The organism is Crenobacter caeni (genome assembly GCF_010435965.1).
Lineage (GTDB): Bacteria > Pseudomonadota > Gammaproteobacteria > Burkholderiales > Chromobacteriaceae > Craterilacuibacter > Craterilacuibacter caeni.
In genome coordinates this window covers 112,989-124,411 of the sequence record NZ_JAAGAA010000012.1, presented here as the reverse complement: position 1 = coordinate 124,411, position 11,423 = coordinate 112,989, and the positions used below count along the sequence as shown (strand labels likewise).

The following is an 11,423-nucleotide window of genomic DNA, read 5'->3' as shown; positions in this document are numbered from 1 at the left end:
AACACCGACGTGGTGCTGGTGATCGGCGCCAACGACGTGGTGAACCCGGCCGCGCAGAAGGACAAGGCGAGCCCGATCTACGGCATGCCGATCCTGGAAGCGTACAAGGCGCGCACCGTGATCGTGGTCAAGCGTTCGATGAGCGTCGGTTACGCCGGCCTCGACAACGAGCTCTTCTACATGGACAAGACCATGATGGTGTTCGGCGACGCGAAGAAGGTGGTCGAGGACCTGGTGAAGGGCGCCGAACACGCCTGAGCCGGTACCGGACCGACACACAAAGGCCGCGGCAGTCGCCGCGGCCTTTGTGCTTTGCAGCGTATTGACGCTGCGGGTCAGCGCTGGCCGGTGGAGAGCCAGCGCTCGAAGCGCGCCTCGAGCACCTTGCCGTTGGCCGCCCAGAACGCGCTGTCCAGTTGCAGCGCGCCCTGGCGGTTGGCGTCGCTGCCGGGCAGGCGCTGCGCAAGCTCGGTGGGCAGCATGGCGATGGCTTCCTTGCGCGTCGGGCCGTAGTCGATATAGCGCGAGTAGGTCGCCTGGTTTTCCGGCTGGCTCGCGAACGCGATAAAGCGCGTCGCGAGCGCGGTGTCGCCGCCCTTGGGGATCGCCCAGTAGTTGACGTTGTTGATGTTGCCCGGCCAGCTGATCTTCAGCTGAGGCCAGTCGCGTGCGGCGCGTGCGATGCGCCCGCTGAAGCCGAGCGCCATCGATGCCTGCTCGAAGGCCAGCATCTGCGCCGGCTGCGCCGGCGACTCCCACCACACGATATGAGGACGCAGCGCGTCGAGCTTCCTGAACGCGCGCTTGACGCCGGCGTCGGTCGCAAGCGTCGGGTAGACGTCGCTTGCCGGCACGCCGTCGGCCAACAGCGCCGTCTCCAGCGTGTAGCGCGCGCTGCGGTTCATGGCGCGCTTGCCGGGGAAGCGGCGGGTGTCCCAGAAATCGGCCCAGCCTTGCGGCGCCTTGCCAAGCATCTTCTGGTTGTACGCGAGTACCGCCGACCAGGTGAAGATGCCGGCACCGCACTCGCTGGTGCCGCCGCTCAGGAAGGCGTCGCGCGGGGCGATCGCCGCCCAGTCAAGCTTCTCGAAGCGGCCCTCGGCGCAGCCGCGCGCCAGTTCCGGCGCGGAAACCTCGACCACGTCCCAGCGGCCGCCGGGCGCCGTGTTGCGGCCGGCGACGATTTCCCGGTAGTAGTGGCCGTCGTAGTCGTCGGCGTAGACGCCGACGCCGCTTGCACGGTGAAAGGGCTGGTAGTAGGCGATTTCCTGCGCCGCCTTGTTGGCGCCGCCAAAAGACAGGACGTTGAGGTCGGCCGCGTGGGCGGCCCCGGATGCGGCGAGCAAAAGCGCATAGATGCGGCGGTGTGGCATGGCTGTCCCCTTGTTGACAGGGCCGCCCTCATGGGAGCGGCCCGATTTTTCCACCCTTGTACCGCAAAGGAGAATGACAAACAACTATCTCAGGCGGCAAGGCCCGCCCGCCGGCCTGCCGCGAGGGCGCCTTCGATGTAGCCAAGCCCTGCCGCGTCGCCGATCAGTTCGACCCTGAAGCCTGCCTCGGCGAAGCCGCGCGCGACGCTGTCGTCGCTGCGCGCGCCGCTGGCGAGCACCACCGAGTCGGCGCGCACGCGCGTCTCGCCCTCGGCGCCTTCGCAGACCAGCGTCTTGCCGTCGATCAGCCTGACGCGGGTGTTGCAGAGCAGCGTGACCTCGTGCTTGGCCAACTCGCCCAGCACATGCCAGCGGCGGACGATGGACAGTTCGCGCCCCAACGTGCCGCTCTCTTCGATCACCGTCACCTTGCGCTTGCGCGCGACCAGGAATTCGGCGAGCTCGAGCCCAACCAGCCCGCCGCCGACGATCGCGACCGACTCGCCCAGCGGCATCCATACATGGCTGAGTCTTTGCAGAGCGGCGCCACTGCCGGTGACGCCCGACAGGTTGCCGGCCTTCATCAGCGCTCGCTGCGCGAGGCTGAGCTTGCGGCGCGCGACGTCTTCGGCGCCGTCGCCGGTCAACAGCGCGCGCAGTTCGTCGCCGCTGAACACGTGGTTTTGGTCGGCGCCTTCGATGGCCGCGCCGTCGCGGCGGGCGCCGCTGGCGACCAGTACCACGTCGGCGGCGATCTGCTTCAACAGTGCCGGGGTCGCCTCGGTCGACAGCCGCACGGCTATCGGCAGGCGGCGCATCTCGGCTGCCAGGTAGTCGAGCAGGCGGCCGTTCTCGGGGTAGGCGAGCGCGGCGAAGAAGAGCGTGCCGCCCAGCCGCGCGGATTTCTCGATGAGCGTCACCCTGTGGCCGCGCAGCGCGGCGGTACGCGCCGCTTCCATGCCGGCCGGCCCGCCGCCGATGACCACCACATGGCGTTTGGCGTCGGCCGGGCCTTGCGTCTCCTCGCTTTCGCGCCCGCACGCGGGGTTGGCCGCGCACTTGACGCTCTGGTTGACGAAGATCTGGCTCACGCAGGTGTAGCAGTAGATGCACGGCCGCACTTCGGACTCGCGGCCCTGGGCGAGCTTGTTGGGCAGTTCCGGGTCGGCCAACAGCTTGCGCCCCATCGCGATCGCGTCGATCGCGCCGCGGCCGATCGCCGCGTCGGCGTCTTCCGGCTCGACGCGGCCGACGCCGATCACCGGCACGCCGACCGCCTGCTTCACCCGCTCGGCAAACGGCAAAAGCGCCCCTGGCGCGTGCACCAGGGGCGCGCGCGTGAAGTTGACGCTGCGGTGCGGCGACGCGTAGGCCGACACATGGATCGCGTCGGCGCCGGCCTGCTCGGCCAGGCGCGCGGCGGCGACCGCGTCGTCGGGGGTGATGCCGCCCGCGAAGTCGTACTCCTCGCCGTCCAGACGCACCCACACCGGGTAGTCGGCGCCGCAGCGTGCCTTCACGGCGCGGATCACCTCGACCATCAGCCGCGCGCGGTTCTCGATAGTGCCGCCGTATTCGTCGTCGCGGCGGTTGCTGTGCGCGGACAAAAAGCCCGCGATGATATAGGTGTGCGCGCAGTGCAGTTCGACGCCGTCAAAGCCCGCCTGTTTGGCACGCGCGGCGGCGGCGGCGAACCATTCGACCATCTGCGCGATGTCGGCGTGGTCCATCACACGGATCTTCGGCGCGCTGCGGATCTGGTTCGAGATGAAGCCGGCTCGCTCTTCGGGCGTCAGCGTCGCCATCATGTCGCTTTGCTTGGGCGCGGGCACCGATGGCACCCACAGCTCGCGTCCGTCGACCAGGTCGCGGATCGCCGTCTTGCCCGCATGTTGCAGCTGCACGGCGATCTTGCCGCCGGCCGCGTGCACGCGCCGCGCGATGCCGGCCATGCCGGGGATGAAGCGGTCGTCGGATAGTCCGACCTGGTAGGGCTCGGCGGTGCCGGCCGGGAAGGCGACCGACACCACGCCCATGATCAACAGCCCCGCGCCGCCGGCGGCGCGTGCCTCGTAATAGGCCTGGATGCGCTCGGTGCAGCTGCCGTCGGGTTCGGCCAGATTGTCGCCCATCGGCGCGAGGATGATGCGGTTCTTAAGCTTTAGGCTGCCGATCGAAAGCGGCGACATCAGGCGGGAATAGGGGGCGTTGGCGCTCATGTTGCGGTCTCCTCCAGCTAGGCGGTTGCCGGCCGGTCGCTGCCGGCCCATCATCGCACGAGTGTCCGCACATAGGCCATGCGCCTCATCGTCCGTTCGGAGGGTGTCGTATGCGCAGGTGCGCCAGACAATCGGGTGGCCGTCAGGGCTCAAACAGATAGGGGGAATCCATGGCTTCAATCGTCATTACGGGCAGCGCGTCCGGTATCGGTGCGTCTACCGCGGCCATGCTGCGTGCGGCCGGGTACGAAGTGGTCGGCGTCGATATCGCCGGCGCCGAAGTGTGCGCAGACCTGTCGACGCCGGCCGGCCGCGCCGCCGCGATCGACGGCGCGCTGACCCGCTGCGGCGGGCGCATCGACGCGCTGGTGCTGTGCGCCGGGCTGGGCGCGACCCATGCGCCGGAAAAGATCGCGTCGGTCAACTATTTCGGCGTCAGCGAACTGCTCGACGGCTTCAAGGACGCGCTCGAGCAAGGCGCGATGAAGTCGGCGGTGGTGGTCGCCTCGGTCGCTGCGACGCACGGCGACTGGGAGGGCAGCCCGCTGCGCGAAGCCTTCCTCGCCGGAGACGAGGAGAAGGCGCGCGCGTTGTGCGCAGCGAGCGGCCACGGCGCCGCCGCGTACGCCGCGTCCAAGCACGCGGTGGTGTGCGACGTGCGCCGCCGTGCCGCTGCCTGGGGCGCGCGCGGCGTGCGCCTGAACGCGGTCGCGCCCGGCGCGGTCGAGACGCCGCTGTTGCAGCAGAGCATCGCCGACCCGGTGGTCGGCAAGGCGACCGCCGCGTTCATCCCGCCCTTGGGCCGGCGGGCAGTACCTGCCGAGATCGCGCAGGTGATCGGCTTCTTGCTGTCCGATGCGGCAAGCTATGTACACGGCAGCCTGCTGGTGGTCGACGGCGGCATCGACGCGCTGGCGCGCCCCTGCCGTTTTTGACCTGCGTCAAATAAATGGCCCGGACGGGGTGAGGGTAGTCCGTCCGGGGTATGAAGGGCCGGCCCTGCCGGCCTTAAGTTCTCCTGCATGACCGGGAGTGCCCCGGCTGTGACCATGGAGAATCTAGATGACCAATCTGTCCATCGCCCCCGACCTGCCGGTGTTCAAGAGCGAGTTGCCGACCCGCTACGCGCGCGGCTGGCACTGCATCGGCGTCGCCGCCGACTACCGCGACGGCAAGCCGCACACCCTCGACGCGTTCGGCACCCGCCTGGCGGTGTTTGCCGACAGCCAGGGCAAGATCAACGTGCTTGACGCCTATTGCCCGCACATGGGGGCGGATTTGTCGCACGGCACGATCGAGGGTGACCTCTTGGTCTGCCCGTTCCACCAGTGGCGCTTCGGCGCCGACGGCAAGTGCCAGGAAATCCCGTACTGCAAGCGGGTGCCGGTCAAGGCCAAGACCCGCAAGTGGCTGACCTGCGAGGAAAACGGACTCTTGTTCGTCTGGCACAACGCCGAGGGCCGCGCGCCGGCCGAGGGCGTCGTCATCCCGCACCTGCCCGAGCTCGATTCGGACGAATGGTCGGACGACTGGATGCTAGACACCCTGCTGATCGAGACCAATCCGCGCGAGCTGGTCGACAACCTAGTCGACGCGCAGCACTTCGGCCCGGTGCACGGCGCGCCGACCAAGTATTTTGCCAACGTGTTCGAAGGCCATGTCGCGCACCAGTGCTTCCACGGCGACTCCGAGCGCCTCGGAGGGGATCTCGTCGCCGAGTCGGCGTACTACGGCCCGGCGGTGCACTTCACGCGCATGCGCGCCAACTACGACGGTCGCCTGATGGAGTGCATCCTGCTTAACGCCAACACGCCGATCACCCAGACCAGTTTCCAGTTGCGCTTCGGCGTACGGGTGAAGAAGCAGCCGGACTGGACCGAAGCGCAGAACCTCGAGGCCGCGCGCGGCTACGTGATGCAGAACCGCGAGTCGTTCTACCAGGACGTCGCGATCTGGAAGAACAAGATCCGCGTCAACAACCCGGTGCTGGCCGAAGGCGACGGCCCGGTCTACCAGTTGCGCGAATGGTACGAGCAGTTCTTCACCGACGAGGACGCGGTGCCGGCCAAGCTCAAGGAGCGCGTCGAGATCGTGACCTGGGACAGGCGCTAGGCGTTTCGCACCGCGCAAGCGCGCCCACCCTTCGGGGTGGGTTTTTTGTTTTGCAGCGGGCCGTGCCGCCGTCCGGATGGACGATGCCGGCCGTTGCCGCGCCCGCCAGAATCGCCTCAATCGCCCGCACGGGTGTCAACGACGGAGGTGGAACATGGTCCAGATCAGGGCGCTGGCCTACGTGGTCGCGCAATGCCGCTCGCCCGAGCGCTGGGTGGCTTACGCGCACGAGGTACTGGGGGCGATGGCGCAAAGCCGGGACGACGGTAGCGTGCTCGTCAAGGTCGACGAGCGGCCCTACCGCATCCTGGTCGAGAAAGGGGACGAGGACCGCTACCTGGCCTCGGGTTGGGAGCTCGCAGACGAGACGGCCTACGGCGCGCTCAAGAGCCGGCTGGACGCGACGGCCTGCGCCTTCGTCGAGGCGGACGCTGCACTATGCGCGTCGCGCAAGGTGAACGCGCTGTTGACGGTGACAGACCCCTCGGGCAACCGCCACGAATTCTTCTGGGGGCCGCAGCTCGATGCGCGGCCCTTCGCGTCGCCGCAGGGGGTTTCGCACTTTGTCACCGGCGAGCTGGGCATGGGCCACACCGTGCTGCCGGCGGTCAACTTCGCGGCGACGCGCGACTTCTTCGTGAAGGTGCTGGGTTTTGGCGTGTCCGACACCTTCAACTTCCGCCCCGACCCGGCGGTGCCGGCGGTGCCGATCCATTTCCTGCACTGCGCGAACGGCCGCCACCACAGCCTGGCGCTGGCCGGTTTTCCATCGCCGGAAGGCTGCGTGCACATCATGCTCGAGGTGCCGACGATGACCGACGTCGGCCGCGCGCACGACAGGCGGGCGAAACACGGCGTCAAGCTGATGGCGACGCTGGGCCAGCACCTGAACGACCGGATGACGTCCTTTTACATGCGCACGCCGTCGATGTTCGCGCTCGAGTACGGCTGCGGAGGCCTGGTGTGCGACTGGGAGCGCCACACTGCGTTCGAGGCGACCGAGGTGAGCGTGTGGGGCCACGACTTCGGCGTCGGTTTCAACGAGCAGTGAGGGGCAGACCATGAACAAGGAAATGACGCTGTCGCAGGCGTGCGCGCAGATCGAGTCGGGGATGACCGTCGGCATCGGCGGCTGGGGCCCGCGCCGCAAGCCGATGGCGCTGGTGCGCGAGCTGGTCCGCAGCGACGTGCGCGACCTGATCGTGGTTGCCTACGGCGGTCCCGAGGTCGGCATGCTGTGCGCGGCGGGCAAGGTGAAGAAGCTGGTGTTCGGCTTCGTGACCATGGACGCGATCCCGCTCGAACCCTTCTACCGCAAGGCGCGCGAGGCGGGTGAGCTGGAACTGATGGAGCTGGACGAGGGCATGCTCGAGTGGGGCTTGCGCGCCGCCGGCATGCGCCTGCCTTACCTGCCGACCCGCTGCGGCCTCGCCACCGACGTGGTCGCGAAAAATGCGGACCTCAAGACCATCGCTTCGCCGTACGACGACGGCGAGGTGCTGCTGGCGATGCCCGCGCTCAGGCTCGACGTCGCGCTGCTGCATGTCAACGACGCAGACCGCTGGGGCAACACGCTGATCACCGGCCGCGACGCCTACTTCGACCACCTGTTTGCGCGCGCCGCCGACCGTACCTTCGTCAGCTGCGAGCGCCTCGCCGACAAGTTTGCGCTGACGGCCGAACAAGCAAAAGCCAACCTGTTCGAGCGCTACCTGGTCAGCGGCGTGGTGCACGCGCCAGGCGGCGCGCACCCGACGCTGAACAACCCCGACTACGGCTGGGACCTCGCGCACATGAAGGCGTACGCCGCCGCCGCGGGTGAAGAGGGCGGCTGGGCCGCGTACCGCGCGTGCCATATCGACGGTGGAGAGGCGGCTTACCGCGCGCAAAACGGCCTGCCTGCCAGGCTCGCCGAACTTTCCCACCCGATCTTCTGAGGAGGCCGCGATGAGCCAGCCCTATGAGTACACGCTCGCCGAACTGATGATCACCGCCGCGTCCGACGCGTGGCGCGGCGACGGCGAGATCCTCGCCTCCGGCATCGGCGTGATCCCGCGCCTGGGTGCGAGCCTCGCCAAGCTCACCCACACGCCGGAACTCTTGATGACCGACAGCGAGGCCTTCCTGGTCGAGGAGCCGGTGCCGCTGGGGCCGCGCGGCGACTTCGAGCCCCGCTACTCGGGCTACATGGGCTTCGAGCGCGTGTTCGAATGCGTGTGGGGCGGACGCCGTCACGTGATGATCGGCCCCACCCAGATCGACCGCTTCGGGCAGACCAATTTGTCGGTGGTCGGCGACTACGTGAGGCCCAAGGCGGCCATGCTCGGCGTGCGCGGCCTGCCGGGCAACAGCATCAACCACGCAAGCTCGATGCTGGTGCCCTCCCACAGCCCGCGCGTGTTCGTCGCCGGCGAAGTCGACATGGTGTCCGGCGTCGGCTACAACCCGGCGCGCTGGGGCGAAGGGATGCGCCAGGACTATGTGGATTTGCGCCGCATCATCACCGACCTCTGCGTGATGGACTTTGGCGGCCCCGACCGCGCGGTGCGCGTGATCTCGCTGCACCCGGGCGTGACGCGCGAGCAGGTGGCGGCCGCGACCGGCTTCCCGCTTGAATTCCTTGCCGATACCCCGGTCACCCGTGCGCCGACGCCGGACGAACTGGCGCTGATCCGCCAGCTCGACCCGCACGACATGCGCGCGCAGCAGATCAAGGGCAACCCGCCGGCCAACCGCGCCGAACTTTGAGCGCGCTGGGCGGGTAGGGTGGGTTAGCCGGTATTGCCGGCGTAACCCACCATTGCCGCAGGCCGTAACCCGCCGTCTGAGCCGACCATCCGCCCACGACACCGCCAAGCGGTGGCGCCCACAATAACGAGGCCGAACATGAACGACCAGAATTTTGTCTCCCGCCCCGACGATGCGGTATACGAGACCGGCGAGCCGGTGCTGTACCGCGTCGAAGATCAGGTCGCGTGGATCACGCTGAACCGCCCCGGCTTCAACAACGCGCAGAACTCGCAGATGACCTACGCGCTGGACGACGCCTTCGGCCGCGCGGCATCCGACGACGCGGTGCGCGCGATCGTGCTTGCCGGCGCCGGCCGCCACTTTTCGGCCGGCCACGATATCGGCACGCCCGGGCGCGACGTCAACCGCAGTTTCGAGCGGCGCGCGTCGCTGTGGTGGGACCACAGCAACAAGCCCGGCGGCGAATTCCTGTACGCACGCGAGCAGGAGGTGTACCTGGGCATGTGCCGGCGCTGGCGCGACATCCCCAAGCCGACGGTGGCGATGGTGCACGGCGCCTGCGTCGCCGGCGGGCTGATGCTCGCCTGGGTGTGCGACCTGATCGTCGCTTCTGACGACGCCTTCTTCCAGGACCCGGTGGTGCGCATGGGCATCCCCGGCGTCGAGTACTTCGCGCACGCCTTCGAGCTCAACCCGCGCATCGCCAAGGAGTTTTTGCTGCTGGGCGAGAAGATGGGCGCCGAGCGGGCGTACCAGATGGGCATGGTCAACAAGGTGGTGCCGCGGGACGAACTGGAGTCGACGGTCGGCCAGATCGCGCAGAAGCTCGCCGCGCAGCCGCGCTTGGGCGTCGCGCTGACCAAGCAGGCGGTCAACCACGCCGAGGACCTGATGGGCAAACGCGCAGCCATGGACGCCGCGTTCGCATGGCACCATTTCGCGCACGCGCACAACGAGTTGGTGTCGGGCGACAAGCTGGCCGGCTTTGACGCGCGCGCGATGGCGCGCGCCAACCGGGAGGGCGCGTGATGGGCGTGCTCGACACAGAAATCACCCGGCTGCTCGGCTGCCGCTATCCGGTGATCCAGACCGCGATGGGCTGGGTGGCCGACGCGCGGCTGGTCGCGGCCACCGGCAACGCCGGCGGCTTCGGCTTCCTGGCGGCCGCCACGCTGCGCCCGGAAGAGGTCGAGCCGGCCATCCTCGCGGTGAAGGCCGCGAGCGGCGCGCCGTTCGGCATCAACTTCCACCTGTTCCAGCCGAACGCCGACGACATCATCACGCTGGCAATCCGCCACGGCCTGCGCGCGGTCAGCTACGGTCGCGGACCGAACAAGGCGCAGATCCGCCGGCTGAAGGACGCAGGCATCCTGTGCATCCCGACGGTCGGCGCGCTCAAGCACGCGCAAAAGGCGGTCGAACTGGGCGCCGACGCGCTGACCATCCAGGGCGGCGAGGGCGGCGGCCACACCGGCTCGGTGCCGACCACCATCCTGCTGCCGCAGGTGCTCGACGCGGTCGACGTGCCGGTGCTCGCCGCCGGTGGCTTCCGCGACGGGCGGGGCCTGGCGATGGCGCTGGCCGCCGGCGCTGCCGGCATCGCGATGGGCACGCGTTTCCTGATGACCACCGACTCGCCGGTGCCACCTTCGACCCTGCAAAAATACGTGGACGTGAACGACGTTTCGCGCATCGAGGTGAGCCTGGCGGTGGACGGCATGCGCCACCGGTTGATCCGCAACCCGGTGCTCGAGCGGCTGGAAGCGGCCGGCCCCTTCGGCCGGCTGTGGCTGGCGCTGAAAAGCGCGCGCCGCTTCAGCCGCGAGACCGGCATGAGCACAGGCCAGATGGCGGCGACGCTGGTGCGTTCGCTGCGCGAGGACCCGTCCACGCTCAGCCAGACCGTGATGGCAGCCAGCCAGCCCATGCTGTTGCAGCGCGCGATGGTCGACGGCGTGCCCGACGAGGGCTTGCTCGCCAGCGGCCAGGTCGCCGCCAGCATCGACGCGCTGATCAGTTGCGACGCGCTGGTCGCTGGCATCGCGCGCGACGCCGAGGCGCTGCTCGCGCGCTTCGCACAACCTTCCGCCGCACGGCCCGTACCGGCGCACTAGTCCGTTCAGGGGGCGCGCTTTCCTGGCGCGCCCCCCACCATTGCAAGGAAGACCGGCATTCCGGCCGGTGCACGCTCCGCATCCGAGGACCCTCCATGGCCTATTTCGAATCCACCCTGCACCCTGATGGTGTCGCCGAACTGGTGATCGGCCACCCGCCGGTCAACGCCTTGCCTGCGGCCGGCTGGCACGCGCTTGCCGCCGAGATCGAGCGTCTGGGCGCCGAGCCGGCGACCCGCGTGATCGTGATCCGTGCCGAGGGGCGCGGCTTCTGCGCCGGGGTAGACATCAAGGAGCTCGCCGCCGACGACACGCTGATCGTGTCGGTCAACGCCGGCAACTACCAGACCTTCAAGGCGGTGCACCGCAACCGGGTGCCGGTGATCGCTGCGGTGCACGGCTTCGTGCTGGGCGGCGGCATCGGCATCTGCGGTGCCGCCGACATCGTGATCGCCGCCGACGACGCCAGCTTCGGCCTGCCCGAGGTCGACCGCGGTGCGATGGGGGGGGCGGCGCACCTGCAGCGCATGTTCGGCGTGCAAAAGACGCGTTACCTGTTCTTTACCGGCGAGATGATAGGCGCAGCCGAGGCGCTGCGCCTGAACGCGATCGAACGCGTGGTGCCGCGCGCCGAACTGCGCGAGACGGCGCTCACCGTCGCCCGCAAGATCGCCGCCAAGAGCCCGGCGATGATCCGCATCGCCAAGGAGGCGCTCAACGGTGTCGAGGACGGTGACCTGGAGGCCAAGTACCGCTGGGAGCAGGGTTTCACGCTGCAGGCGTATATGAGCCCGGACTCGGCCAAGACCCGGGATGCCTTCGTCGAGAAACGCGAAGCGAAATTCTGAGGCGAG

Annotated in this window: 11 protein-coding genes; 9 read left to right on the top strand and 2 right to left on the bottom strand. The window is 68.8% G+C overall.

Features of this window, described 5'->3' with window-relative positions; genetic code table 11:
* Positions 1-258, top strand: a 258-nt coding sequence (locus GZH52_RS13510; protein WP_163317086.1) for an NAD(P)(+) transhydrogenase (Re/Si-specific) subunit beta, incomplete at its 5' end; no start/stop codon positions are given.
* A 77-nt stretch (positions 259-335) separates the two neighbouring features.
* On the opposite strand, the gene GZH52_RS13505 is transcribed toward GZH52_RS13510, so the two are convergent.
* Complete coding sequence (locus GZH52_RS13505) at positions 336-1,373, bottom strand: ABC transporter substrate-binding protein (protein ID WP_163317084.1); 1,038 nt, start codon at positions 1,371-1,373, stop codon at positions 336-338.
* An 89-nt stretch (positions 1,374-1,462) separates the two neighbouring features.
* Positions 1,463-3,592 (bottom strand): FAD-dependent oxidoreductase, encoded by a 2,130-nt coding sequence (locus tag GZH52_RS13500; protein ID WP_203525761.1) that lies wholly within the window; start codon positions 3,590-3,592, stop codon positions 1,463-1,465.
* Positions 3,593-3,762: 170 nt separating this feature from the next.
* On the opposite strand from GZH52_RS13500, the gene GZH52_RS13495 reads away from it, so the two are divergent.
* The 8 genes from GZH52_RS13495 (at position 3,763) to GZH52_RS13460 (ending at position 11,417) form a co-directional block, all read left to right on the top strand.
* Positions 3,763-4,527 (top strand): SDR family oxidoreductase, encoded by a 765-nt coding sequence (locus tag GZH52_RS13495; protein WP_163317082.1) that lies wholly within the window; start codon positions 3,763-3,765, stop codon positions 4,525-4,527.
* Between the two features lie 127 nt (positions 4,528-4,654).
* Positions 4,655-5,704 (top strand): 3-ketosteroid-9-alpha-monooxygenase, oxygenase component, encoded by a 1,050-nt coding sequence (locus GZH52_RS13490; protein WP_163317080.1) that lies wholly within the window; start codon positions 4,655-4,657, stop codon positions 5,702-5,704.
* 154 nt (positions 5,705-5,858) lie between these two features.
* Positions 5,859-6,755 (top strand): VOC family protein, encoded by an 897-nt coding sequence (locus GZH52_RS13485; protein ID WP_163317078.1) that lies wholly within the window; start codon positions 5,859-5,861, stop codon positions 6,753-6,755.
* 10 nt (positions 6,756-6,765) lie between these two features.
* Positions 6,766-7,641 (top strand): CoA transferase subunit A, encoded by an 876-nt coding sequence (locus GZH52_RS13480; protein WP_163317076.1) that lies wholly within the window; start codon positions 6,766-6,768, stop codon positions 7,639-7,641.
* A 10-nt stretch (positions 7,642-7,651) separates the two neighbouring features.
* Entirely contained in the window at positions 7,652-8,452 is an 801-nt protein-coding gene (locus GZH52_RS13475; protein WP_163317074.1) for a CoA-transferase subunit beta, read from the top strand.
* 138 nt (positions 8,453-8,590) lie between these two features.
* Entirely contained in the window at positions 8,591-9,484 is an 894-nt protein-coding gene (locus tag GZH52_RS13470) for an enoyl-CoA hydratase (RefSeq protein WP_163317072.1), read from the top strand.
* Entirely contained in the window at positions 9,484-10,569 is a 1,086-nt protein-coding gene (locus GZH52_RS13465) for an NAD(P)H-dependent flavin oxidoreductase (protein WP_163317070.1), read from the top strand. The genes GZH52_RS13470 and GZH52_RS13465 overlap by 1 nt, the downstream gene beginning before the upstream one ends.
* Before the next feature lie 95 nt (positions 10,570-10,664).
* The gene (locus tag GZH52_RS13460) at positions 10,665-11,417 is read left to right on the top strand and encodes an enoyl-CoA hydratase family protein (protein ID WP_163317068.1); all 753 of its coding nucleotides are present in this window, start codon (positions 10,665-10,667) and stop codon (positions 11,415-11,417) included.
* Positions 11,418-11,423: the final 6 nt, after the last annotated feature.

Coding starts and splice junctions, on each gene's coding strand:
- GZH52_RS13485 (WP_163317078.1), top strand. CDS start 5,859: ATGGTCCAGATCAGGGCGCTGGCCTACGTGGTCGCGCAATGCCGCTCG.
- GZH52_RS13465 (WP_163317070.1), top strand. CDS start 9,484: ATGGGCGTGCTCGACACAGAAATCACCCGGCTGCTCGGCTGCCGCTAT.
- GZH52_RS13495 (WP_163317082.1), top strand. CDS start 3,763: ATGGCTTCAATCGTCATTACGGGCAGCGCGTCCGGTATCGGTGCGTCT.
- GZH52_RS13490 (WP_163317080.1), top strand. CDS start 4,655: ATGACCAATCTGTCCATCGCCCCCGACCTGCCGGTGTTCAAGAGCGAG.
- GZH52_RS13480 (WP_163317076.1), top strand. CDS start 6,766: ATGAACAAGGAAATGACGCTGTCGCAGGCGTGCGCGCAGATCGAGTCG.
- GZH52_RS13460 (WP_163317068.1), top strand. CDS start 10,665: ATGGCCTATTTCGAATCCACCCTGCACCCTGATGGTGTCGCCGAACTG.
- GZH52_RS13500 (WP_203525761.1), bottom strand. CDS start 3,592: ATGAGCGCCAACGCCCCCTATTCCCGCCTGATGTCGCCGCTTTCGATC.
- GZH52_RS13470 (WP_163317072.1), top strand. CDS start 8,591: ATGAACGACCAGAATTTTGTCTCCCGCCCCGACGATGCGGTATACGAG.
- GZH52_RS13475 (WP_163317074.1), top strand. CDS start 7,652: ATGAGCCAGCCCTATGAGTACACGCTCGCCGAACTGATGATCACCGCC.
- GZH52_RS13505 (WP_163317084.1), bottom strand. CDS start 1,373: ATGCCACACCGCCGCATCTATGCGCTTTTGCTCGCCGCATCCGGGGCC.